At 74.3% G+C, this 24,501-nt stretch carries 21 protein-coding genes; 5 read left to right on the top strand and 16 right to left on the bottom strand.

Annotated features, from left to right (window positions below; all coding sequences use genetic code 11):
* Positions 1–17: 17 nt before the first annotated feature.
* Both QSK03_RS06145 and dxr read right to left on the bottom strand, forming a co-directional pair.
* On the bottom strand, positions 18–1,310 hold the full coding sequence (locus QSK03_RS06145) for a M50 family metallopeptidase (RefSeq protein ID WP_285650058.1): 1,293 nt from the start codon (positions 1,308–1,310) through the stop codon (positions 18–20).
* A gap of 65 nt (positions 1,311–1,375) precedes the next feature.
* Entirely contained in the window at positions 1,376–2,542 is a 1,167-nt protein-coding gene (gene dxr, locus QSK03_RS06140; RefSeq protein WP_285649428.1) for a 1-deoxy-D-xylulose-5-phosphate reductoisomerase, read from the bottom strand.
* 93 nt (positions 2,543–2,635) lie between these two features.
* On the opposite strand from dxr, the gene QSK03_RS06135 reads away from it, so the two are divergent.
* The 4 genes from QSK03_RS06135 (at position 2,636) to QSK03_RS06120 (ending at position 8,495) form a co-directional block, all read left to right on the top strand.
* Positions 2,636–2,947 carry a DUF2631 domain-containing protein gene (locus QSK03_RS06135; protein ID WP_285649426.1) on the top strand — a complete coding sequence of 104 codons (312 nt, stop codon included), beginning with the start codon at positions 2,636–2,638 and terminating at the stop codon, positions 2,945–2,947.
* Complete coding sequence (locus tag QSK03_RS06130) at positions 2,944–4,920, top strand: APC family permease (protein WP_285649424.1); 1,977 nt, start codon at positions 2,944–2,946, stop codon at positions 4,918–4,920. The genes QSK03_RS06135 and QSK03_RS06130 overlap by 4 nt, the downstream gene beginning before the upstream one ends.
* A gap of 115 nt (positions 4,921–5,035) precedes the next feature.
* The gene (locus tag QSK03_RS06125; protein WP_285649422.1) at positions 5,036–7,612 is read left to right on the top strand and encodes an ATP-binding protein; all 2,577 of its coding nucleotides are present in this window, start codon (positions 5,036–5,038) and stop codon (positions 7,610–7,612) included.
* A 79-nt stretch (positions 7,613–7,691) separates the two neighbouring features.
* Positions 7,692–8,495 carry an alpha/beta fold hydrolase gene (locus QSK03_RS06120; protein ID WP_285649420.1) on the top strand — a complete coding sequence of 268 codons (804 nt, stop codon included), beginning with the start codon at positions 7,692–7,694 and terminating at the stop codon, positions 8,493–8,495.
* A gap of 52 nt (positions 8,496–8,547) precedes the next feature.
* On the opposite strand, the gene QSK03_RS06115 is transcribed toward QSK03_RS06120, so the two are convergent.
* The gene (locus QSK03_RS06115; protein ID WP_285649418.1) at positions 8,548–9,930 is read right to left on the bottom strand and encodes an FAD-dependent oxidoreductase; all 1,383 of its coding nucleotides are present in this window, start codon (positions 9,928–9,930) and stop codon (positions 8,548–8,550) included.
* Between the two features lie 35 nt (positions 9,931–9,965).
* Here QSK03_RS06115 and ligD point away from each other — a divergent pair, with 35 nt between their 5' ends.
* Positions 9,966–10,910, top strand: coding sequence for a non-homologous end-joining DNA ligase (gene ligD, locus QSK03_RS06110; protein ID WP_285649416.1), 945 nt, complete (start codon positions 9,966–9,968; stop codon positions 10,908–10,910).
* 18 nt (positions 10,911–10,928) lie between these two features.
* On the opposite strand, the gene QSK03_RS06105 is transcribed toward ligD, so the two are convergent.
* The 13 genes from QSK03_RS06105 to frr all read right to left on the bottom strand — a co-directional run bounded on the left by QSK03_RS06105 (position 10,929) and on the right by frr (position 24,489).
* Positions 10,929–12,536, bottom strand: coding sequence for a protein kinase domain-containing protein (locus tag QSK03_RS06105; RefSeq protein WP_285649414.1), 1,608 nt, complete (start codon positions 12,534–12,536; stop codon positions 10,929–10,931).
* Between the two features lie 73 nt (positions 12,537–12,609).
* Positions 12,610–13,863, bottom strand: a complete 1,254-nt coding sequence (locus tag QSK03_RS06100) for a GNAT family N-acetyltransferase (protein WP_285649412.1) — start codon at positions 13,861–13,863, stop codon at positions 12,610–12,612.
* A gap of 4 nt (positions 13,864–13,867) precedes the next feature.
* Complete coding sequence (rlmN, locus tag QSK03_RS06095) at positions 13,868–15,013, bottom strand: dual-specificity RNA methyltransferase RlmN (protein ID WP_285649410.1); 1,146 nt, start codon at positions 15,011–15,013, stop codon at positions 13,868–13,870.
* Positions 15,010–15,606 carry a hypothetical protein gene (locus QSK03_RS06090; protein ID WP_285649408.1) on the bottom strand — a complete coding sequence of 199 codons (597 nt, stop codon included), beginning with the start codon at positions 15,604–15,606 and terminating at the stop codon, positions 15,010–15,012. Before QSK03_RS06090 ends, rlmN begins: the two co-directional genes overlap by 4 nt.
* 99 nt (positions 15,607–15,705) lie before the next feature.
* Positions 15,706–16,680: an electron transfer flavoprotein subunit alpha/FixB family protein gene (locus tag QSK03_RS06085; protein WP_285649406.1), complete on the bottom strand. Its 975-nt coding sequence runs from the start codon at positions 16,678–16,680 to the stop codon at positions 15,706–15,708.
* Positions 16,681–16,691: 11 nt separating this feature from the next.
* Positions 16,692–17,447, bottom strand: a complete 756-nt coding sequence (locus QSK03_RS06080; protein WP_285649402.1) for an electron transfer flavoprotein subunit beta/FixA family protein — start codon at positions 17,445–17,447, stop codon at positions 16,692–16,694.
* 1 nt (position 17,448) lies between these two features.
* Positions 17,449–19,959: a GcvT family protein gene (locus QSK03_RS06075; RefSeq protein WP_285649400.1), complete on the bottom strand. Its 2,511-nt coding sequence runs from the start codon at positions 19,957–19,959 to the stop codon at positions 17,449–17,451.
* An 18-nt stretch (positions 19,960–19,977) separates the two neighbouring features.
* Positions 19,978–20,691, bottom strand: coding sequence for a methylenetetrahydrofolate reductase (locus tag QSK03_RS06070; RefSeq protein WP_285649398.1), 714 nt, complete (start codon positions 20,689–20,691; stop codon positions 19,978–19,980).
* Positions 20,688–20,825 carry a hypothetical protein gene (locus tag QSK03_RS06065; protein ID WP_285649396.1) on the bottom strand — a complete coding sequence of 46 codons (138 nt, stop codon included), beginning with the start codon at positions 20,823–20,825 and terminating at the stop codon, positions 20,688–20,690. The genes QSK03_RS06070 and QSK03_RS06065 overlap by 4 nt, the downstream gene beginning before the upstream one ends.
* A gap of 6 nt (positions 20,826–20,831) precedes the next feature.
* A complete protein-coding gene (locus tag QSK03_RS06060; protein WP_285649394.1) occupies positions 20,832–22,058 on the bottom strand; it encodes a glycine cleavage T C-terminal barrel domain-containing protein in 1,227 nt (408 codons plus the stop codon).
* 161 nt (positions 22,059–22,219) lie between these two features.
* Entirely contained in the window at positions 22,220–22,942 is a 723-nt protein-coding gene (locus QSK03_RS06055) for a class I SAM-dependent methyltransferase (RefSeq protein ID WP_285649392.1), read from the bottom strand.
* Positions 22,939–23,916, bottom strand: coding sequence for a phosphatidate cytidylyltransferase (locus QSK03_RS06050; protein WP_285649390.1), 978 nt, complete (start codon positions 23,914–23,916; stop codon positions 22,939–22,941). The genes QSK03_RS06055 and QSK03_RS06050 overlap by 4 nt, the downstream gene beginning before the upstream one ends.
* A gap of 15 nt (positions 23,917–23,931) precedes the next feature.
* Positions 23,932–24,489: a ribosome recycling factor gene (frr, locus tag QSK03_RS06045; RefSeq protein ID WP_285649388.1), complete on the bottom strand. Its 558-nt coding sequence runs from the start codon at positions 24,487–24,489 to the stop codon at positions 23,932–23,934.
* Positions 24,490–24,501: the final 12 nt, after the last annotated feature.

The following is a 24,501-nucleotide window of genomic DNA, read 5'->3' as shown; positions in this document are numbered from 1 at the left end:
CGAGTCTTACAGCGGGGCTAAAGGCCCAGGTCGATCGGGTTGACGATGTCCGCCACGATCACGAGCAGGCCGTAGGCCATGATCACCGCCGCGAAGCCGACACCGATCGGCATGAGACGGGCCAGGTCCACCGGCCCGGGGTCGGGGCGACCGCGCAGCCGGGCGATCCGCTTCTTGACCGCCTCCCACAGCGCCGGCAGCACGTGCCCGCCGTCCAGCGGCAGGATCGGCAGCAGGTTGAGCAGGCACAACGACAGGTTCACCGCGGCGAGCAGGTTGAGGAAGATCGAGACCTCGACCGCCACGGGGCGCTCCTGCTCGAGCACCTGGCCGCCCATCACCGACACGCCGACCAGGCTCACCGGCCCGTTGGCCTCGCGCTCCTCCCCCAGGAACACCGCCCCGAACAGCGCCGGCACCTTCTGCGGCAGGCGCCCGATCGCGTACACCGAGCCCTCGAGCATCTCCCCGATGCGGTCGGTGACCTGCCCCACGCTCTGCCGGGTCACCGGCTGGATGGGCTCGAGGCCGAGGAACGACGCCGTCACGAAGCGGGTGTCGGAGCCGAGCGGCCGGTCCAGGTCGGGCACCTGGTTCTCGATCAGCGTCGGGTAGAGCGTCAGCTGCTGCCCGCCGCGGTCGACGACCACGGGCACGGTGCCGCGGGCGTCCCGGATGGCGCGCTGGAGGCTCTCCCAGTCCGGGTAGCTCTGCCCGTCGAAGCTCACGATGCGGTCGCCGGGCAGGAAACCGGCCTCCGCGGCCGGGGTGCGCGGCGCCCCCGGCGGGCAGCCGGGACCGGCCTGCGAGGCGGGGACCACGCACTCGCTGACGGCATTGACCACCGGCTGCGGGGTGGCGATGCCGAAGCCCATGAGGACGACGGCGAAGAGGACCACCGCCAGGACCAGGTTCATGAACGGGCCCGCGAGCATGACGATGATCCGCTGCCAGGGCTTGCGGGTCCAGAACTGGCGGTCCTCGTCGCCGGGCTCGAAATCGCGCACGGAGTCGGCGCGGACGTCGTCGACCATGCCCTGGAACGGGCCCGACCGGCGGCTGCGCCCGATCCGCTCGCCGGGCGCCGGCGGGATCATCCCGATCATGCGGATGTAGCCGCCGAGCGGGATCGCCTTGAACCCGAACCGCGTCTCGCCCTTCTTGACCGAGATCACCGTCGGGCCGAAGCCGACCATGAACTCGGGCACGCGGATGCCGAAGAGGCGGGCGGTGGAGTAGTGGCCGAGCTCGTGCCACGCGATGGAGAGCAACAGGCCCAGCGCGAAGAGCACGATCCCGAGGACGAGCATCACGGCGGCCCACGGTAGACGCGCCGGTGGTGTGCCCTGCGTGGGGTGGTCTCCTCGGGTCTTCGTCACGCCACCGCGACGGCCAGCAGCTCTCCCGCCCGGCGGCGCGCCCAGGCCTCGGCGGCGTGCACGTCGTCGACGTCGCGGGGCTCGGCGGCCCACTCCCCGGCGTCGGCGAGGACCGCGGCGAGGGTCCCGTCGATGCCCGTCCACGCGCAGCGCCCCGCGAGGAACGCCGCCACGGCCTCCTCGTTGGCGGCGTTGAACACCGCGGGCTGGCACCCGCCCGCGGCGCCGGCCGCCCGGGCCAGGTCGAGCGCGGGGAACGCCGCGGTGTCGACGGGCTCGAAGGTCCAGCTCGTCGGGTCGGCGAACGTCTCGGGACGGCTCGCGCCGGCCAGCCGGTCGGGCCACGCCAGCGCGAGGGCGATGGGCATGTGCATGTCGGGCGGGCTGACCTGGGCGATCGTCGCGCCGTCGGTGAACGTGACCATCGAGTGGATCATCGACTGGGGGTGCACGACCACGTCGATCCGCGCGTAGGGCACGCCGAACAGCAGGTGCGCCTCGATGAGCTCCAGACCCTTGTTGACCAGTGTCGACGAGTTCAGCGTCACCACCGGGCCCATCGCCCAGGTCGGGTGGGCCAGCGCCTGGTCGACGGTGACGCCGCTGAGCTCGTCGCGTGTCCGGCCGCGGAACGGGCCGCCCGACGCGGTGAGCACGAGCCGCGCGACCTCGTCCGGCGCGCCCCCGCGCAGGCACTGCGCGAGCGCCGAGTGCTCGGAGTCCACGGGGACGATCTGCCCGGGCGCAGCCGCCCGCGTCACCAGCGGCCCGCCGGCCACCAGCGACTCCTTGTTGGCCAGGGCCAGCGTCGAGCCCGCGGCCAGCGCCGCCAGCGTCGGCGCCAGGCCCCGCGAGCCGTCCATGGCGTTGAGCACCGTGTCGGCGCCGCTGCCGGCCAGTTCGGCGGCGGCGTCGGGGCCGGCCGTGACGGTCACGCCCGCCCCGACCCGCGTCCGGAGATCCTCCGCGGCCGCCGGCTCGGCGACCGCGACGGCCGGCACGCCGAACTCGGCGGCCTGGGCCGCGAGCAGGTCGGGCCGCCCGCCGCCCGCGGCGAGGCCGGTGACGACGAAGCGGTCCGGGTGGGCGCGGACGAGGTCGAGGGCCTGGGTGCCGATCGACCCGGTCGAGCCCAGGACGACGATCCGGCGCGGTGTGCTCATCGCGCCTCATCATCACCGGCGGCTGCCACGCGCGGTAGTCAGGCGCACGGTAGGTTGGGCGCGCCCCGGAACCACCGACCCCAGGAGCCCCTCGTGGCCACGAACAGCCCGGCCCGGCAGGAGCACGGCGGCGGAGTCGCGCACCACGACGATCACCACGCGCCCGCGGTGGTCGTCAACGGCGTGTCGTCCGACGACGAGCCGTCGGTCGAGTGGGGCTGGCACGGCCACTACCCGAAGGTCGCCCGCCTGGCCGGCTTCGTCGTGGCCGCGGTCCTGCTGATCTTGCTGTGGGGCAACCACGTGGGCAAGCAGGAGGACATCTGGCTGATCGCCCTCGCGATCGGCTTCTTCGCCCTCTCGCTCGGCGCGATCATCCGTTCACGGACGTCCTGGCGGCGGTGAGCGCACCGCCCGCCGCGCCGCCCGACCGGCATCCGCGGTCGTCGGCGATGCGGCGCTGGCTGCTCGACGGCCTGACCGCCCGCGGTGCCCAGTACTCGGGTCCGCACGCGAAGCCGCGGCCGGAGAACGAGGGCAAGCCGTGGTGGCGCGTCATGTGCCTCACCGGCGTCGACTACTTCTCGACGCTGGGCTACCAGCCCGCCGTCGCGGTCGTCGCCGCCGGGGTGATCTCCCCGATCGCGACGCTCGTCCTCGTCGTGGTGACGCTGGCGGGCGCCCTGCCGATCTACCGCCGCGTCGCCCGCGAGAGCCCGCACGGCGAGGGCTCGGTGGCGATGCTCGAACGCCTGCTCTCGTACTGGTGGGCGAAGCTCCTGGTGCTGGTCCTGCTGGGCTTCGCGGTCACCGACTTCCTCATCACGATCACGCTCTCCACGGCCGACGCCACCGCCCACATCGTCGAGAACCCGCTGGTCGGCGGGGCGCTGCACGGCTGGGAGGTGCCGCTGACGTGCGCGCTGGTGGTGCTGCTCGGCGTGGTGTTCCTCATGGGGTTCGCCGAGGCGGTCGGCATCGCCGTCGTCGTGGTCGGCGTGTTCCTCGCGCTCAACCTCGTGGTGGTCGCCGGGGCGCTCTACCGCATCGCCACCGAGCCCGTCCGGATCGCCGACTGGGGCGAGGCGCTGACCACCCAGCACGGCAATCCCGTGATCATCGTGGCGATCGCCCTCGTCGTGTTCCCGAAGCTGGCGCTGGGCCTGTCCGGCTTCGAGACCGGCGTGGCCGTCATGCCGCTGGTGCGGGGCGCGCCGGGCGACACGCACCGCGACCCGGCCGGTCGCATCGCCGGGGCCCGCAAGCTGCTCACCACCGCGGCACTGATCATGAGCGTGTTCCTGGTGACCTCGAGCTTCGCCACGACGCTGCTCATCCCGCTCGACCAGTTCGGGCCGACCGGCCAGGCCAACGGGCGCGCGCTCGCCTACCTCGCGCACGAGCAGTTCGGCGCGGTCCTCGGCACCGTCTACGACCTCTCGACCATCACGATCCTGTGGTTCGCCGGCGCCTCGGCGATGGCCGGGCTGCTCAACCTCGTGCCGCGCTACCTGCCCCGCTACGGCATGGCGCCGAACTGGGCGCGCGCCGTGCGGCCGATGGTGCTGGTGTTCACGGCCTGCGCGATCGTCATCACGATCGTCTTCGACGCGAGCGTCGACGCCCAGAGCGGCGCGTACGCCACCGGCGTGCTCGTGCTCATCACGTCGGCCGCGATCTCGGTGACCCTCTCGGCGCGCAAGAAGGGCCAGCGCGCGGCGACCGTCGGCTTCGGGGGCATCGCCGTCGTCTTCGTCTACACGACCGTGGCCAACATGATCGAGCGCCCGGAGGGCCTGCGGATCGGCCTGCTGTTCGTGGCGGCGATCTTCGTCGTGTCGTTCGCCTCGCGGGCGCTGCGCAGCACCGAGCTGCGGGTCTCGGAGGTGCACCTCGACAAGACCGCGCGGCGCATCGTGCGCGAGGCCCACGAGAAGGACCCGGACGCCGCGATCCGCCTGGTCGCCAACGAGCCGGACCGCCGCGACCGCCGGGAGTACGAGGACAAGGAGCTCGAGGAGCGCTACGACCACCACATCCCGTCCGGAGACGTGATCGTCTTCGTCGAGATCACGGTCGACGACCCCTCGAACTTCGAGGACGACCTGCACGTCCTCGGCGAGGAGCGCCACGGCTACCGCGTCCTGCGCGCCCGCAGCGCGACGGTGCCCAACGCCATCGCCGCGCTGCTGCTGCACCTGCGCGACGTCACGGGCCACGTGCCGCACGTCTACTTCGAGTGGGACGAGGGCAGCCCCGCCACGAACATCGCGCGCTACCTGCTCTTCGGCGTCGGCGAGGTCGCCCCCGTGACCCGCGAGGTGCTCCGCGAAGCCGAGCCCGACCGCACCCGCCGCCCCGCGGTCCACGTGGGCTGACCGGCGGTACGTGAGCAGTTGGCGCCCCCCATCGGGGCGCCAACTGCTCAGATGGGCTATGCCGAGTGCGTCCGGTCCGTCCACCATCGGCGCGAGGCGGGAGGCGGTGGTGGCGATGGGGTCCCAACCGCTGCTCGAGCGCCACGCCGAGCTGGAGCAGCTGAGCACGTGGGCCCGGGGAACACGCACCGACGGCTCCCTCGTGCTCGTGAGCGGCCCGGCGGGAATCGGGAAGACCAGCCTTGTCGAGGCCTTTCTCGCGTCGCGGCCGGCGAGCCGGGTCCTTCGGGGCGCCTGCGAATCGCTCTCGACGCCGCAGCCGCTGGCCCCGCTCGCCGATCTCGCCCGTGGGGACGACCACCTCTCCGATCTCCTGGCGTCCGGCGCTGCCCCGATCGCGGTGTACGGGGCCGTGCGTGACGGGCTCGCCGCTCGAAGGGGCACGACCCTCCTCCTCGAGGACCTGCACTGGGCCGACGATGCGACCCTCGATCTGCTGCGCTATCTCGCGCGGCGCCTCACGAGCGTCCCAGCGCTGGTCATCGCGACGTACCGCGACGACGAGATCGGCGCAGGGCACCCCCTGCGCGTGCTCCTCGGCGACATCGGAGCCCACAGCTCGATCCGGCGGACGACCCTCCGACCGTTGTCGGAGCAGGCCGTGGCGGCACTGGCGGCGCCCACCGGCGTCGACGGCGTCGGACTCTGGCACCGCACCGGCGGCAACCCCTTCTTCGTCACCGAGGTGCTGGCGGCCAACGGCGCAACGCTCCCGCCGACGGTCAGCGACGCGGTCCTTGCCCGCGCGGCCCGCCTGCCCGAGGGCGCACGCGCCCTGTTGGCGACGGTCGCGGTGCTCGGCAGGGACGCGGAGCTCCCGATCCTGCGGTCGGTGGCCCCGTCGCTTGTTCACCACGTCGATCGTTGCGTCGACGCCGGGATGCTGGGCGCCGACCGGAACGCGGTGGGGTTCCGCCACGAGCTCGCTCGGCTCGCCGTGGCCGCCGCGACACCGCCCGGCCGCCGTGCGGAGCTCCACCGTTCCGTGCTCGCCGCGCTGGAGGCGGCTGGGGCGCCCGCGGCCACGCTCGCCCACCACGCCGAGGAGGCGGGCGACCGCGCGGCGACACGGCGGCACGCCGACGACGCCGCGCAGCACGCCACACGCCTCGGGGCTCATCGTCAGGCTGCGGAGCAGTGGCAGCGGGTCCTGCGCGCTCTACCGGCGACCGCCGACGCCGAGCGCGCCGACGTCCTCGGTCGATGTTCGTACGCGTGCGCGTTGAGCGACCACATCGCCGAGGCCACCGAGGAGGCCGAACAGGCACTGCGCCTGTGGCGGGCGCTCGATGAACCACTTCGGGAAGGCGACACCCTGAGCTGGCTCGCGCGGCTGGCGTGGATGTCGCAGCGCGTCGACGATGCCGACCGCCTCGGGCGGACGGCCGCCGCGCTGCTCGAGCAACTCCCTGCCGGCGTCGAGCTGGCCCGAGCGCGCGCCACGGTCGCGCAACACCTCGCCACGCACCTCGGCCCGGCCGAGGCACGGGACTGGGGGCGCCGGGCCCGCGAGCTCGCCGAGCAGCTCGGCGCGGACGCCATCGCGGCGCAGGCCACCATCGATCTCGGCCTCTCCCGCGCGTTGACCGGTGATCTCGGCGGGCTCGGCGAGATGCGAACGGGCGTCGCGGCGGCGATCGTGGCTCGGTCCGACGACCACGCCGCCCGCGGACTGTTCCAGATGGTCCGGGTCGCGTGCGTCGCCCTGGACCACGAGGCGGTCGACGAGCGCGCCGCGGCGGCTCAGGCCTTCTGCGCTGAGCGGGGCGTCGAGTTCTGGGGCGATTACGCCCGGGCGTTCCGCGCGCAGAACCTGCTGCATCGCGGGCAGTTCGACGACGCGGTCACCGAGGCCGGACCGGTCTGGCACCGGACGGCGCCGACCTCCCCGGCCGTGCGCACGGCGACGGTCGCCGTGAATCTCGGGCTCGTCCGGCTGCGCCGCGGCGAAGCCGATCCCGACGACCTCCTCGACGTCGCGGCCCGGACCGCCGTCCTGCCCTCCCTCAAGGGCTCGCTCGGGGTGGCGGCGGCGCGCGCCGAAGCCGCGTGGCTCGCCGGTGGTGGCCAGGCGGTGCTCGACGAGGTCCGGTCGGCGTGGCACGCGGCGCGCAGCGTTACCGATGGCTGGTGGAACGCGGAACTGGCGTGGTGGCTCGATGTGCTCGGCGCCCCCGAGGAGGTGGAAGGGCGTGGAGGTTTCGCCGGCGGTGTCGCCGGCGGGTGGCAACCGGCAGCGGACGGTTTCGGGGCGCTGGGGCTGCCGTACCACCGTGCGATGGCATTGGCCGGCTCTCATGAGGAGGCACCCTTGCGCGAGGCCCTCGCGATCGCCCACGCACTCGGTGTCCACCCCCTGAGCCGCCTCGTCTCACGGCGTCTGCGAGCGCTCGGCGCGCGCCGCATCCCGCAGCCACCCGGCACCGACCGCTGGCGCGATGGAACGCTGACGGCCCGCGAACGGGAGGTTCTCGACCTCCTGGCCGAGGGACTGCGGGACGCCGAGATCGCGGCGCACCTGCACCTCTCCGCGCGCACCGTCAACCATCACGTCTCGGCGATTCTCCGGAAGCTGGACGTGTCCACGCGCGCCGCAGCGGCCGCGCGCGCCCACCGCGAGAGCACGAAGTAGGCAGTTTCGCCCATCTGCGCACGTCATGGTGTTCCTAGCGTCCCCTGCATCCACAATTCCTCGAGCAGGGAGCAGCACCATGCCCGTGATCACCGCGAACGGGACGGACATCCACCACGAGATCCTGGGCAGCGGCCCCCCGCTGCTGTTCACCTCCGGGGCGGGCGGCGACGCCGGCTACTGGACGGCAACCGCCACGCGACTCGCTGACCGGTACACCGTCGTGACGTACGACCGGCGCGGGAACTCCCGCAGCCCGGCACCCCCTGGCGCCGGCACCTCGCTGGCCGAACAGGCGGACGACGCCGCGGCCCTGCTGCGGGTGCTCGACCTCGCGCCTGCGACGGTCGTCGGGAACAGTCTCGGCGCGATCATCACCGCGGAGTTGGTCGAACGGCATCCGATGGTGGTCGAGCACGCGGTACTGCACGAGCCCCCGTTGCTGTCGGTCGTGCCGGACGCCGCCGAGGTCGGCGCCCAGCTGGAGGCACTGATCGGCGAGGGGATGGCCGGTGGCGGCCCGCCCGTGGCCATGGAGCGGTTCCTCCGGGCGGTCTGGCACGACGACGTGTTCGACGACGCCGACCCGCAGCTGGCCGCCCGCCTGCTCGCCAACGGGGAGGTCTTCTTCCGCGCCGAGATGCCGCTGGTCGCAGAGTACGTCCCGGAGCCGGAGAGCCTCGGCGACGCCGGTGTCCCGTTGATCGTCGCTGCGGGCCGGGACAACCGCGGGATGTACCTCCACACGGGCACCGCGTGGCTCGCCGATCGGCTCGGTCTGCCCCTTCGCGAGACGTCGGGCGCACACGTGCCGTACCTGGACCGCCCGACGGTCTTCGCGGCCGAGCTCGCCGGCCTCCTCTCCGAGGCCCGTGTGGGCTGACCGCCATGTGAGCGAATTTCGGAGCTATAGCTCCGAAATTCGCTCACATACGTCAGACGGGGGAGGCGGGGACGGCCGCCTGGACCTCCTTGGCGGCCTTGCGGGCGGCGACGAGGACGGCGTCCCAGACCGGCGAGAACGGCGGGGCGTAGGAGAGGTCCATGAACGTCATCTGCTCGACGGTCATGGCGTTCCAGATCGCCGTGGCGAAGACGTCGATGCGCTTGGCCGAGCCCGCACGCCCGACGATCTGCGCGCCCAGCAGGCGCCCGGTGCGCTGCTCGGCGAGCAGCTTCACCGTCATCAGCTCCGCGCCCGGCCAGTAGCCGGCGGTCGTGGTCGACTCCACCGAGGCGGTCACGTAGCCGAAGCCGGCCGCGGACGCCTCGCGCTCCCCCAGCCCGGTGCGGGCGATCTCCAGCGAGCACACCTTGCTGATCGCCGTGCCGATGACCCCGGGGAACGCGCCGTAGCCGCCGGCGATGTTGGTGCCGATGATCCGGCCGTGCTTGTTGGCGTGGGTGCCGAGCGCGATGTGCACGCCCTTGCCGGACAGGCGGTGCCGGACCTCGGCGCAGTCGCCGCCCGCCCAGACGCCCGGGGCGGCCTGCATGCGCACGTCGGTGGCGATGCCGCCCGACTCCCCGATCGTCAGGCCCGCCTCGGCCGCGAGCGCCACGTTGGGCTTCACGCCCAGCCCCATGATCACGATGTCGGCGGGCAGGACCGTGTCGCCCGCGCGCACGGCCCGGACGCGCCCGTCCTCGCCGACGTCGAACCCGTCCACCGACGTCCCGGTGCGCACCGTGATGCCCATGCCCTCCATCGCCTCGCGGATCAGCGCGCCCATGTCCGGGTCGACCTGGGTGAACGGCTCGGGCGCCATGTCGAGGATCGTGGTCTCGAGCCCGCGCGAGACCATGGCCTCGGCCATCTCGACGCCGATGTACCCCGCGCCGACCACGACGGCGCGGCGACGATCCCCGGCCCCCAGGTCCTTGACGATCTCCTCGCCCTGCTCCAGCGACTGCACGCCGAAGATCCCCTCGGCGTCGGCGCCCTCGAGCGGCGGCACGGTCGGGACGGCGCCGGTGGCGATGACCAGCTCGTCGTAGCCGAGCTCGTAGCTGTCGCCGTCGTCGACCCCGCGCACGCTCACGGTCCGCTCCTCGACGTCGATCGCGGTGGCCTCGGTGCGCATCCGCACGTCGATCCCGGCCTCGCGGTGCTGCTCGGGCGACCGGGCGATGAGCTCGTCGCGGTCCCCGACGTCCCCCGCGATCCAGTACGGGATGCCGCAGGCGGAGTAGGACGTGTAGTGCCCGCGCTCGAGGACGACGACCTCGAGGTCGCCGTCCGGCGCGTGGCGCAGGGCGGTCGACGCGGCGGACATGCCGGTGGCGTCGCCACCGACGACGACGATGCGCTTGGTCATGAGTCCGGAGTCCCTCCCGGGAGTATCGTGCCGCCGTGAGCGAGGCCGCGGAGATCGAGGTCGACGGGCGGACCGTGCGGCTCACGAATCCCGACAGGGTGTACTTCTCGGCCCGGGGAGAAACGAAACTCGATCTCGCCCACTACTACCTGGCGGTCGCCGACGGCATCGTCCGCGCGCTCTACGAGCGGCCCTGCATGATGCACCGCTTCCCCACCGGGGTCGACGGCGACAAGGTCCACCAGAAGCGGCTGCCCAAGGGCGCGCCGGACTGGGTCCGCACCGTCCGGGTGACCTTCCCGCGCTTCAACCGCACCGCCGACGAGCTGTGCGTCACCAGCCCCGCCGACGTCGTGTGGGCGGTGCAGATGTCGACCGTGGAGTTCCACCCGTGGAACACCCGCGCCGCCGACGTCGAGACCCCCGACGAGTGGCGGATCGACTTCGACCCGATGCCCGGGGTCGAGTTCGGCACGATCCGGCGGGTGGCGGCCGTGGCCCACGAGGTGCTCGACGAGCTGGGCGCCGTCGGCTTCCCGAAGACCTCGGGGGGCAAGGGCCTGCACGTCTACGTCCGCATCCGCCCCGAGCACTCCTTCACCGAGGTGCGGCGCGCGGCGCTGGCGTTCGCCCGCGAGGTCGAGCGGCGCGCGCCCGACCTCGTCACCACCGCCTGGTGGCGCAAGGACCGCGAGCCCGGCACCGTCTTCCTCGACTGGAACCAGAACACCCGCGACCACACGATCGCCTCGGCCTACTCGGTGCGCGGCACCCCGGAGGGGCGGGTCTCCGCGCCGCTGCGCTGGGACGAGATCGACGACGCCGAGCCCGGCGACTTCACCCTCGCGACGATGCCCGCCCGCTACGCCGAGCTCGGCGACCTGCACGCCGCCATCGACGACGAGGTCTTCGACCTGCGCCCGCTGCTCGAGTGGGCCGACCGCGACGACGGCGTGCCCGACGAGCCGCCGGAGGTCTGACCCCCGGGGCCGGGGCCCTCAGGCCCGGTTCATCGTGCCCCGCGCGACGACGGTGCCGGCCGCCGACGTCTCGTAGGAGAAGCGGTCCGTCCCCTCCGGGTTGATGCGCACCAGGCCCTCGGTGCACGGCCCGGACACCGGCCGCGCGTCGAGGTCGGTGGTCTCCGCGACGGCGGTGAGGTAGAGGTCGAAGCGGCAGTCGTAGACGGAGAACGCCATCTGCCCGACCTTCGCGCCGACGTCCCCGGCCTGCAGGTCGATGCGGATCGGGAAGGTGCGCCCTGTGCCGGGCTCGGTCTGCTCGCCGGCCCACCCGCCGACGAGACCCGCGGGCAGGGCCACCGGTGCGGGGCCCGCGTTCTGCGTGCGCCACCAGTACGTGCCCCCGGCCGCGAGCAGGGCGACCAGGACGATCACCACGGCGCCGATCACCAGCCCCCGGCGCCGGCGCGGCGAGGTCGGGGCGTCGCCGAGGGTCGGCGACGGAGGGCGCTTCAGGTCGTCGGTCGACCCGGGCAAGGTGCCCGACCCCGGCGGGGTGGTCACCCCGGGGCTCGTCGCCCCGGGGCTGGTGGCACCCGGGTGGGTCGGGGTCGTCGACGTGGCGGCCTCGCCGGCGTCGTGCGCCCGCGTGGGGGGCGGCGACACGGGCCCCCACAGCGCGTTGGACCGGGACCCGGTCGGCCGGGGCGGTCCCGGCGGTGCGTACTGCCCGGTCGGTCCGGGCGCCGCGGACGGCAGCACCCCGGTCCGCCCCGCGTCCGCGCCGTCCGCGCCCGGCGGCGTGACGCGCGAGACCGCCGCCCGCGCGGCCGCGGCGAGCTCCCCGGCCCGCTGGTAGCGGTTCTCGGGCTCCTTCTCCAAGGCGGTGGCCACCACGTCGTCGAGCTGGTGCGGGAGGTCGTGGCGCAGCGCGCCCGGGCGCGGCGGCGCCGCGTGGAGGTGGGCGTGCATCAGCTGCTCGATGGTCCCGCGGAACGGGGCGGCGCCGGTGACGGCCTCGTGCAGCACGCAACCCAGGGCGTAGACGTCGACCCTGTGGTCGCCGCCCGGGCCGGGCTTGAAGCGCTCGGGGGCCATGTAGCCGGCGGTGCCGATCAGCGTGCTCTGGGACGTGAGCCGGGAGTCGCGCAGGCTCGAGGCGATCCCGAAGTCGATGAGGTACGCGAACGCGGGCGCAGCGGTCCCGGGCACCTCCGGATCCGCGAGCAGGATGTTCGACGGCTTGACGTCCCGGTGGATCAGCTGGGCTCGATGGGCGGCGTCGAGCGCGGCCGCGACCTGTTCGACGATCGCGACCGCCCGCAGCGGGTCCATCGGGCCCTGGCTGCCGAGGGCGGTCCCGAGGTCGATGCCCTCCACCAGCCGCATGTCCAGGAACAGCCGGCCGTCGATCTCGCCGTAGTCGTGGATCGGGATGACGTGCGGCTCGCTGAGCCGCGCGGTCATCTCCGCCTCGCGCCGGAACCGGGTCGCGAAGCCCTCGTCACCGCTGTGCGCCGACGAGAGCCGCTTGAGCGCGACCGCACGGTCCTTGCGCACGTCGGTGGCCCGGTGCACCTCGCCCATGGCGCCCGCGCCGATCAGGCCCTCGATGCGGTAGGGCCCGAAGCGTTCCTCCGCCACGCGCCCCCCTCGGTGTCCTCGTCATCGCTGTCGGAAGGGGATCGTAGCCAGCCCGGCCGCCGCGACCGACCACTCAGAACCGCGTGCCGTTCCACGGCACCGACGGCGGGGCGAACAGCCGGGCCAGCCGGCCCGCCGCGCCCGGGGTGAGCTCCTCGAGGCGCCCGCAGCGGGCCAGCACCCGGGGATCGATCCCGCCGAGGTAGAGCGAGCCGAGGGTCGCGGCGTCGAGGGCGACGTCGGCGTCGCGGGTCGTGGTCGCCACCTCGGGGGCGGTGGGGTCGCTCGTGTCGAGCAGCCACGTGCCCGCGGCGTGGCCCGCGGGGTCCTGCACCCCCAGGACGACCCGGTCGGTCACCGGGTAGCGCCGCGCGGTCAGGGCGGCCGGCACGTCGAGCACGCGCAGCCAGAGCATCTCGCGGGACGTGCCCGCGGTGACCGGGCGCAGGTCGGTGAGCAGCCAGGGCAGCGGCTCGTCCACCGACGCGTCGGACCAGCTCACGGCTCCGACGAGGTCGAGCGAGGCGAGGTGGCGCCACAGCTCGCGATAGGACTCGGGCGTCGTGGCCTGCAGGTCGAGCACGGCGATCTCGGCGCTGTCGCCCAGCCAGTCCTGCGCCACGCGGTAGACGACGTAGCCGCCCGGCCGGCCGGTGGCGTCGGACCACAGCACCGCATGGCGCTCGCGGTCGGGCCGCATGCCGGAGAAGAGGTTCTCCCCGGTCATCAGCGTGGTCCACGACCGCGTCGACCGGCCCATCGAGCCCGGGTGCCGGCGGCGGGCGCGGTCGTGGACGGGCGCGGCCGCGGACGGGAGCGTCGCGACGTCGAGGGTGCGCAGCCGTCCGGTGGGCCCGGGATCGCGGAAGTCCGCGGCGCGCGTGTCGAGCCGCAGCGACCGCGTCGAGAACGCGAGACCGAACCCGAACCGCTCGTAGAGCGAGCCCTGGGTGGAGGTCAGCGCCGCCATCGGCGTGCCGGCGCGGGCGGCCTCGGCGAGGTCGTCGACGAGCACGGCGCGCAGCAGGCCGCGACGTCGGTGGGTGCTGCGCACCCCGATCGAGGTGATCGCGTCGACCGCCACCTCCCCGCCGGGCACCGTCATCAGCGAGTCCCACGACCGCAGCGTCGCGACCGGCGCGGGGTCGCCGGTCTCGTAGACCCCGCGCAGCCGCTGGCCGGCGTAGTCGGCGGCGGCGCGGGCCAGGTCGGCGGGATCCATGCGGGGCCGCAGGAAGGCCGCGGCCATCGCGCGGGCCCAGGTGACGGTGTCGGCGTCGGCGACGCCCTCGGCCACGTGCGGGACGAGCCGGCGGACCTCGGTCATCGCGCTAGCGGGCGGTGGCCGCGAGCTGCCCGCAGGCGGCCGCGATCTCGCGGCCCCGGGTGTCGCGGACGGTGCACGCGACACCGCCGTCGCGTACCCGCGCCACGAACTCGGCCTGCACCGGCGCGGGGCTCGCGTCCCACTTCCTGCCCGGGGTCGGGTTCAGCGGGATGAGGTTGACGTGCACCAGCCGCCCGAGGTGCTTCGACGCCAGCTTCGCGAGCAGGTCGGCACGCCACGGCTGGTCGTTGACGTCGCGGATCAGGGCGTACTCGATGGAGACGCGGCGCCCGGTGACGTCGGCGTAGCGCCGCGCCGCGGCGAACACGTCGGCGACCGGCCAGCGCTCGTTCACGGGCACCAGGCTGTCGCGCAGCTCGTCGTCGGGGGTGTGCAGGGAGACCGCGAGCGTCACCTGCAGGCCCTCGTCGGCGAGCCGGTGGATCGCCGGCACGAGGCCGACCGTCGACACCGTCACCGAGCGCTGGGAGAGCCCGAGCCCCGCCGGCGGCGCGTCGCAGAGCCGGTGCACGGCGTCGACGACGCGCCGGTAGTTGGCCAGCGGCTCGCCCATGCCCATGAACACGACGTTGGACAGCCGGGACAGGTCGGCACCGAGCTCGCCGTCGCGCACCGCGGCGGCCGCGACCCGGACCTGCTCGACGATCTCGGCAGTCGACAGGTTGCGCTCGAGCCCGTTCTGCCCCGTCGCGCAGAACGGGCACGCCATGCCGCACCCCGCCTGGCTGGAGATGCAGACGGTGGCGCGGTCGGGGTAGCCCATGAGGACGCTCTCGACGAGGGCGCCGTCGTTCGCGCGCCACAGCGTCTTGCGGGTGGCGCCGCCGTCGCAGTCGAGCACCGAGGTCGGCGTGAGCAGCTCGGGCAGCAGCGCGGGCGCCAGCGCCTCGCGGGCGGCCTCGGGGAGGTCGGTCATCGCCGCCGGGTCGCTCTCCAGCCGCGTGAAGTAGTGCCGCGAGAGCTGGTCGGCCCGGAAGCCGGGCAGCCCCAGCTCGGTGACGGCCTCGCGGCGCGCCGCGGGGTCGAGGTCGGCGAGGTGGCGCGCGGGCTTCGTGCGCCTGCTGCCCTTCGGGGAGAGGGAGAGGACGGGTCCGGCGGCGTCGGCGGGATCGAGGGCGGGCTCGCTCATCGCGCGCGGTCCCGCAGCATCTCGACGAGGCCGACACGGTCGGCGGCCGAGAGCAGCATCAGCACCCCGGCGAGCAGCCCGAGCAGACCCTGCGAGACGAACCCGCCCGCCGTGGCGGTGGTGACCAGCGCGGACAGCACCCCGGCGGCCACGACGACCAGGCCGAGCCAGCGGGTCGGCTGCTGGCCCGTCGAGCGGCTGAGCAGCACGAACGCCCCGCCGGTGAGCACGAGGGCGAGACCCGGCAGGAACGCCGAGGCGCTGATGAGGCCGAGCACGATCGACGCGATGATCACGATCGCGATCACGCCGCCGCCGAGGCGCAGCATCTCCGCCGACCGCGAGGTGTCGAACGGGCGCGGCCCGCGCCGGCGGTTCTCCACCCCGATGCCGATCGCGATCGCGATGCCCACCGCCAGGATCAGCGTGCCCACCCCGTCGGCCCCGAGACCGAGGGTGCCCACCGCGAGCCACACCAGCCCGGCGCCCAGCTCGACGAGCACGGGGTCGACGCGGACGGCCCGCCCGCGCCGCGGCGGCGGGGAGCCCTGGAATCCACGCCCGGGCGGGCGGGGAGGGGGATACGCGGACACGACGTCCACGGTAACGCGGCCGGTCACCGGGCCGGGACGCCAGCCCCGGCGGTGCCCGGCGGTCCGTCGCGGGCCCGTCGCCGGCCCGGCAGCATTCCGTCAGCGTCCGGACCGCCGCCGGATCTCGGCGATCACCGCGGGCAGGACCTCGTGCACGTCGCCGACCACCGACCACGTCGCGCGCCGCATCATCGGCGCCTCCGGGTCGGTGTTGACCGCGAGGATCGACCGCGCCCCCATGCACCCGACCCAGTGCTGCGTGGCGCCGCTGATGCCGCACGCGATGTAGAGGTCGGGGTGCACGCGGGTGCCGGTGAGCCCGACCTGGTCGGCGTGCGGACGCCACCCGTTGTTGGTGGCGACCCGCGAGCAGCCGACCGCCCCGCCGACGAGCCCGGCCAGCTCCTCGAGCACGGCGTAGCCCTCGGCGCTGCCCACGCCCCGCCCGCCCGAGACCACCACCGGAGCCGTGGCCAGCGTCATGCCGGCCGCCCGCGGGGCCCGCTCGACCCGGCGGGCACGCGGCACCGCCGCGTCGAGCTCGGGGACGAACACGTCGACGGTCACCTCGGCGGCCGCGGCGGTCTCGCCGGTCGGGCGTCCGCCGGCGCTCAGCGTGCAGAGACGCACCGGGGCGTCGAGCGCGGCGTCCTCGAGCAGGATGCCGCCCGAACGTTCCCGGGTGACCTCCCACAGCTCGTCACATCCCTCTGGCCTCGGCCGGATCTCCGTGCACGCCGTCGCCAGCGGCACGCCCAGCGCGGCGGCGGCCCACGCCATCGCCTCCGTGCTCTCCGTGGTGCTCGCGGCGAGCACGGCCGCCGGCCGCCGCGCCGCGACCAGCTGCGCGAGGGCCTCCCCCGTGCACGCCGGCCCGCCGTCGGCGAGCAGCTCGTGACGGAGCAGGTGCAGGTGCGAGACCCCCTGCTTGACGAGGTCCTCCGGGAGGTCGCCGGCCTCGCCGACGGCCACGGCGGCGACGGGGAGGTCCAGCCGGTGGGCGAGGTCGCGCGCCGCCGCGAGCACCTCCGCCGACGCGGCGCTCGGCGTCCCGTCGGTCTCCCTCTCGATCACGGCCAGCACCATCAGCGCACCACTCCCAGGTCGGCGAGGACGTCCACCACCGCGGGCGCCGCCGCGGCCCCGCGGCCCAGCTCGACGGTCTGCGCGCGGGCGTCCGGGCGGTGGCGCAGCCTCAGGGTCCGGAGCCCTCCCGTCGCGGACGGGGCGTCCAGCACCCGCACGCGGGCCTTCCTCGCCCGCAGCCGGCCCTTGATCGTCGGGTAGCGCGGGAGGTTGAGCCCTTCCAGCACGGCGACGACGGCGGGCAGCGGCGCGTCGTGGACCTCGACCCCGTCGCCGACCTCGCGGCGGACCGCGACGGTGTCGGAGCCGGGCTCGATGCCCTTCACCCCGCCGACCACCGGGCGGCGCAGCGCGCAGGCCACCCGGAAGGCGACCTGGGCGTGGCCGGCGTCGGCGGAGGCCTCCCCGAACAGGACGAGGTCGTAGGGCGGCAGGTCCCGCAGCGCGCTCGCGATCGCGGCGGCGCTGACCTCCGGCTGCGGGTCGGCGACCGGCGCGTCGACCCGTACCGCGTGGTCGGCGCCCATCGACAGCGCGTACCGCAGCTGCTCCTCGGTCTCGGCCGGCCCGACGGTCAGCACGCCGGCGGAGCCGCCGGTGCGCCCGGCGATCCGGACCGCCTCCTCGACCGCGCACTCCTCGTGCGGGCCGATCGTGAAGCCGAGGTGGCGGGTGTCCACGGCCGTCGCGTCCGCGGTCAGCAGGATCTCCGCGCCCACCGCGGGCACGCGCTTGACGCACACCAGCACGTCCATCTCAGCCCCGCATCCGCGCGTCGTCGGGGTCGAACAGCGGCCGGCGGCCCGCCCGGGCGACCGTCACCCGGTACCGCTCCCCCAGGTACTCGACGAGCAGGCCGGTGCCCTCGACCGCGTGCCACGGCGGGAGGTAGGCCATCAGCAGGTGCGTCCCGAGCGACGGGGCCGCCCCGGCGCTGGTGACGTACGACGGCCGGCCCCGGCGGTCGGCGATCCGCTCCCCGTCGAGGGTGAGGAGCGGTTCGCCGCCCTGGGGGTAGCGCCGCAGCCCGGCCCTGTCCCGTGCGCCGTCGAGCGTCAGTGTGCAGAGCGTCGCCTCCGGCTCGCCCTCGCGCGCCTTGGTGTACGCGGCCTTGCCGACGAAGTCCGCCGCCTTGAGCCCGGGCAGCGCGAGGCCCGCCTCCACCGGCCCGTGCTCGGCGTCGAGCTCGTGGCCCATGAGCCGGTAGCCCTTCTCCATCCGGGCCGTGGTGCCGTAGACGCCGATGCCGGCGGGCACGAGCCCGTGCGGGGCGCCGGCCTCGACCAGCGCGTCCCAGAGCCGCGGGCCGGACTCGGTCGGCGCGTGCAGCTCCCAGCCCAGCTCCCCGACGTAGGACAGCCGCAGCGCGAGGACCGGCGTCGAGCCCACGTGGACCGTCCGGGCGGTGCCGAACGGGAACGCGGCGTCGCTGACGTCGTCGTCGGTGACCGCCGCGAGGACGTCGCGGGCCCGCGGCCCCCACAGCCCGAGCGTGCACATCGCCGACGTCACGTCGTGCAGCGCCACCGACCCGTCGGCCGGGAGGTGGGTCGTGAACCAGTGCCGGTCCCGGGCACCGTCCGCGCCCCCGGTGACCACGCGGAAGTGCTCCTCGCCGAGCCGGACCACGGTCAGGTCGCTGCGGAAGCCGCCGTCGGGGCCGAGCAGCGGCGTGTAGATCACGCGACCGACCGGCCGGTCCATCTGGGCGACCGTGAGGTGCTGGAGGTACGGGAGCGCGCCCGGCCCGCGCACGTCGAACGACGTGAACGCGCTGAGGTCGATCATCGCGACACCGCGGCGCATCGCGAGGTGCTCGGCGTTGATGATCGGCGACCACCAGCGCGCGTCCCACTCGTGCGGCCGGTCGGCGACGCCCAGCTCGGCGACGAGGTGCTCGTTCGCGCGGTACCACTGCGGCCGCTCCCAGCCCGCCACCTCGAAGAACTCCGCGCCCAGGGCCTGCTCGCGCTCGAAGAACGGCGACCGGCGGGCACCGCGGTCGGAGCCCCACTGCTCGCGGGGGTGCACGATCCCGTAGGTCTTGTTGAAGCCCTCGGCGGCGCGGGCGCGGACGTAGGCCCGGGTGCGCTCGTGCGGGGCGAACCGCGCGATGTCCGAGTGCTGCGGGTCGATCTCGGGCGCGCCCGCCGTCATCCACTCGGCGATGAGGCGGCCGACGCCAGGCCCCTCCTTGATCCACACCGCGGCCGCCGACCAGAGCCCCCGCACCTCGGGGGTCTCGCCGAGCAGCGGGTGGCCGTCGGGTGTCAGCGAGAGCAGCCCGTTGATCGCGTGCCGGATACCGGCGTCGGGACGGTCGAGGACGCTCGCGAAGAGCTCGAGCGCCGCCTCCATCTGCGGGTCGAAGTCGTCGGGGGTGAACGGCAGCTGGGTCGGCGAGAGCGCCGCCGCGGCCAGCGACGGGATGTCGTCGGGGTCGACCAGGATCGGGCGGTGGGCGTAGGAGCCGATCTCGAGGTCCGCCCCGCTCTGCCGTTCGTACATCAGCGGGTCCATGTCGCGGATGATCGGGAACGCGATCTCGCGTCCGGTCGCCGCGAGCTCCGGGATCGGGCCGACGTCGATCATCTGGTGGACCGCGGGGGTCAGCGGGACCGTCGCGCCCGCCAGCGCCGCGATGCGCGGGCTCCACACGCCGCACGCGACGACGACGTACTCGGTCTCGACGTCGCCGCGGTCGGTGCGCACCCGCCGCACCCGGCCGCCGTCGGTGTCGATGCCGAGCACCTCGGTCATCGCCGAGACCGTCAGCGCGCCCGCGGCCGTGGCCCGCTCGCGCATGAGCTCGCCGGCCCGCAGCGGGTCGACGACCGCCACCGACGGCGTCCAGAACCCGGCCAGGACCGGGGCGGGGTCGAGGAACGGCACCTTGTCGGCCACCTCCGCCGGGGTGATCAGCTCGGCGTCGATGCCCCACGCCCGCGCCGACGACATCCGCCGGTGCAGCTCCTGCACCCGCTCCGGGGTGCGCGCCACCTCGATGCCGCCGCACGTCGTCAGCGTCCCGAGCTCGGTGTACTGGCGCGCGGCGTCCGCGGTCAGCTGCGTGATCTCGCGGGAGTGGTCGACCGGGAAGACGAAGTTCGAGGCGTGGCCGGTCGACCCGCCGGGGTCGGGCAGCGGGCCCTTGTCCACCAGCAGGATCTCGCGCCAGCCGAGCCGCGCGAGGTGGTGGACGACGGCGTTGCCGACGATGCCGGCCCCGATGACGACGACCTGGGCCCGGTCGGGGAACGGTGACACGGCTTCTCCTCGGGTTCCTCAGGCGGCCGTGCGGCGGGCCTGCGACAGCCAGCGCACGGTCGGCTCGATCTGGTTGAAGGTGAAGAGGTGCAGCCCGGCGAGGTCGCCGGCGCCCGCGGCGAGGCCCCGGACGAGGTCGTCGGGGGTGTGGCGGCCGGGCCGCAGGAGCGAGCGGGCGGTCGCGCGGTGGGAGCGGGCGAACCGGGCCGCGTCCGCGACCCCGATCCGCACCGAGAGGCGCAGCAGCCGCGCGGCGTCGACGACCCCGGGCACGCCCGCGACCACCGGGAGGTCGATCCCCCGCGCCCGCGCCTCGCCGGCGAACCCGCGGACGAGGTCGGCGTCGAAGCAGAGCTGCGTGACGGTGTAGTCGGCGTGGAACTGCTTGACCCGCAGGTCGGCCCACAGCACGTCGTCGCCGATGTGGTGGTGGCCGTCCGGGTAGGACGGGACGCCCACCCGGGGCGGGCGCCGGCCGAGGTCCTCCATCGCCCGCAGCAGCGCGAGCCCGTCGGGCAGGTCCCCGGCGGGCTCGCGCGCGTCGCCGCCGACGACGAACACGTCGCGCACCCCGGCCCCGGCGAGCCGGTCGAGGTGCTCGGTCAACTCGCCGCGGTCGCGCACGCTGCGCGCCGCGAGGTGGGGCACGGCCGCGAAGCCGCGGGCGACGAGCTCCACCGCCACGGCCACGGTGGCGGCCGGTCCCCGGCGCGGGGTGGCGGTGACGGTCACCGTCGCCCGGCCGGGAGATCCGCGACCGCGTCGAGCACGCCGGCCGTCGGCGCCACCTCGAAGCGCGGGTCGGCCAGCAGCGTGGCGACGGCGGCACGGACGTCCGGACCGCCGGCGGCGTCCAGCCCTCCCATGACCGCTCAGCCCTTGGGGGTCTGCTTGCTCGGGTCGACGAACGGCTTCTCCACGACCACGCCGTCGCGCACGTCGTCCGAGGTGATGACCTGCAGCGTCGTCCCCAGCGGCGTGGACGGCGTCGCGACCATCGCGAGGCCGATGTTGCGCTCGAGCCGCGGCGACCAGCACGCGCTGGTGACCGCGCCGACGAACTCGCCCGCCTCGTTGCGCACCGTGAACGGTTCGATCATCGACCCGTCGTTGAACGTGCCCAGCCGCGCGCCGCCGATCTCGACCCCGACGAGCGAGCGCGCGAGCCCCCGCTCCTTGGCCCGGATCAGGGCGTCCTTGCCGACGAAGTCGGCGTCCTGGGCGAGGTCGACCATCCACGTGTAGTCGTAGCCGACCTCGAGCGGGTTGGTGTCGAGGGTGATGTCGCAGCCGTAGGCGAGCATGCCGCCCTCGATGCGCCGGATGTGGCACGGGCCGATGGGGCGCATGCGGTGCGGGCGGCCGGCCTCCCAGACCCGGTCCCAGAGCCGGCCCGCGTTCCGGACGGCGTCGCGCAGGTAGATCTCGTAGCCGATCTCCGCGCTGTAGCCGGTGCGGCTCACGACGACCTCCATGTCGTCGATCACCGCGTGGCGCAGGTGGTAGTAGGGCATCTCGGCGACGTCGGTGCCGAACAGGTCGGTGACCACCGCCTTGGCCTTCGGGCCCTGGACCTGCACCGGGGCGACGTCGATCTCGCGGACCCGCACGTCCCAGCCGCCGGCGTGCGCCAGGCCGGTCGCCCACAGCCCGACGTCGGAGTCGGCCAGCGAGAGCCAGAACCGGTCCTCCTCGACCCGCAGCAGCACGGGGTCGTTGATGATCCCGCCGTCGGGGGCGGTGACGAACACGTACTTGCACTGGCCGACCGCGCACTTGGTCAGGTCGCGGGGGATCAGGTGGTTGGTGAACGCGAAGGCGTCCGGGCCGGAGATCTCGATCTGGCGCTCGACGCCGACGTCCCAGAGGGTCACGTCCTCGAGCAGCGCCCAGTACTCGGCGACCGGGTCACCGTAGTGCCGCGGGTGGTACGTGTGGTTGTAGACGCTGTACATCGCCACGCCGTGCGCCCGCGACTTCCAGAAGTACGGCGACTTGCGCAGGCGCGGGTAGAGCAGCACCCCCGGGTTCGTCACGACCGTCGACGACGGCTCCGGCACGAGGTCCACCGCGGCCCGAGTGGGCAGGACGTCCGTCATCAGCACCTCACCTCATCGTGCGTCCGCCGGCCCCCCGAGCCGGCAATCGGACGGGCGTTGCGCAGATAGCAACTGGTTTCCCTTGACGCAACGAGCATGCGTCCGTGACCGAGATCACGTCAAGAGATCCGACCAGGCGAACTGATATATCCGGCGCGGGGTCAGACGCGTACGAGTCCGGTGGGCTCACGGCGGGTGTGCACGCGGTAGCCCACCGACAGCGTGAGACCGGGGGTGCCGTCGATCGCGCGCTGCGCGACGGCCGGGGTGAACTCGATGCGCAGCACGTCGCCGAGCGTCGTGCGGTCCGCGAAGCGCCAGAGCGTGTCGACGCGGCGCACCCCGAAGCCCTCGGCGGCGAAGAAGCGCTCGGCGGCACCCGGGTCGTAGCGGGGGGCGGACGCCCGCATCCAGGCGCCGTAGGAGTGGCGGGTCGCGTCCAGGTCGACGATCACGACGATCCCGCCCGGCCGCAGGACGCGCGACGCCTCGGCGAGCCCCGGTTCGCAGCCGGGGCCGAAGAAGTAGGCGGTGCGGGCGTGGACGACGTCGACGCTGTCGTCGTCCAGCGGCAGGTCGGCCGCACTGCCCGGGACGAGCCGGCAGGTGGGGTGCCCGGCGACCCGCTCGCGGGCCCGCGCGACCAGGGGCCTGTGGGGCTCGACGCCGAGCACCGAGCGGGCTCGCCGCGCGAACCGCGGCAGGTGGTAGCCGTCGCCGCACCCGACGTCGACCACGTCGAGACCGTCGTGCGGGGCGAGCTCGACCAGGGTGTCCCACAGGGCGCCGGTGGCGTCCTGCGCCTCGTTCTCGCGCTCGTAGACCTCGGGCCAGCGCCAGATGTTGGGGGACTCGACGACGTCCCCCTTCTGGAAGCGGGTCACACGCCGTGCACCGGGACGAAAACGAGCAGCAGGAGCCAGGCCATCGGCGCCGAGGTCACCAGCGAGTCGAGGCGCTCCATCAGCCCGCCGTGGCCGGGGATCGTGTGGCCCATGTCCTTGATGCCGAGGTCGCGCTTGATCAGCGACTCGACGAGGTCGCCGGTGACGGCCGTCGCCACGAGCAGCGGGCCGATGATCAGGCCGTACCACCAGCGGTCGTCGAGCAGCAGCGCGACGCACAGGCAGGCCCCCGTCGAGCCCGCGATCAGCGACCCGGCGAGACCCTCCCACGACTTCTTGGGGCTGACCTTCGGCGCCATCGGGTGCTTCCCGAACAGCGCGCCCAGCGCGTAGCCGCCGGTGTCGGAGCAGATGACGACGATGAGGAACGTCAGGACGCGCGCGGTGCCGTCGGCGGGGACGACGAGCATCGAGCCGAACGCCATGCACAGCGGCACCCAGCACAGCACGAGCATCGACGCGCCGACGTCGCGCACGAACCCGGCGGCGCCGAGCCGCATGCGCCACAGGAAGCACCCAAGAACCGTGACCAGCAGGGCGCCGAGGATGCCCTCGGTGCCGAACGGCCAGGCCAGCCAGATCATCGCCTGCCCGCCGACCAGGACGGGGACGCGCGACAGGCGGATGCCGGCGCCGCGGTGCAGCGCGCCGAACAGCTCCCACGTGCCGATCACCGCGGAGATCGCGACGATGCCGATCCAGGCCTGCCGGACGGTCAGGAGCGCGACGAGGATGACCGCGCCCATGGCGAGCCCGACGCCGATGGCGACCGGCAGGTTGCGGCCGGCGCGGGAGGTGCGCTTCGGCTGGTCCGCGTCGGGCCCCGCGGTCTCGTCCGTGTGCTCGCCCGTGTCGTCGCCCGTGGGGTCGCCCGTGTCGTCGTCCGCCCCCGGCGTGGACGCCGGGGACTCGGTCGGGGCGGGCCGCCGGGGCCGCGACGCGGAGGAGGGCATGGGTCGTGGGCTGCCTCAGACCTCGAGGAGCTCGGCTTCCTTGTTCTTCACGAGCTCGTCGACCTGGGCGACGTACTTGGCCGTGACGCTCTCGAGCTCCTTCTCGGCGCGCCCGGTCTCGTCCTCGCCGGCCTCGCCGTCCTTGACGATGCGCTGCAGCTCGGACATCGCGCCGCGCCGCACGCTGCGGATGGAGACCTTGGCGTCCTCGCCCTTGCCGCGCGCGACCTTGACCATGTCCTTGCGGCGCTCCTCGGAGAGCTGCGGGAACACGACGCGGATGATCTGGCCGTCGTTGCTGGGGTTGACGCCGAGATCGGAGTCGCGGATCGCGCGCTCCATGCTCTGCAGCTGGCTCGCGTCGTAGGGCTTGATGACGGCCATGCGGGCCTCGGGCACCTGCACGGCGGCGAGCTGGTTGAGCGGGGTCCAGGCGCCGTAGTACTCGACCTGGATGCGGTTGAACATCGCCGGGCTGGCGCGGCCGGTGCGCACGCCGCCCAGATCCTCCTTGGCGACGCTGACGGCCTTCTCCATCTTCTCCTCGGCGTCGAGGAGCGTTTCGTCGATCATGGTCGCCTCTCC

Source organism: Actinomycetospora sp. NBRC 106375 (genome assembly GCF_030269665.1).
Taxonomy (GTDB): domain Bacteria; phylum Actinomycetota; class Actinomycetes; order Mycobacteriales; family Pseudonocardiaceae; genus Actinomycetospora.
This window is presented reverse-complemented; position numbering and strand designations above follow the sequence as displayed.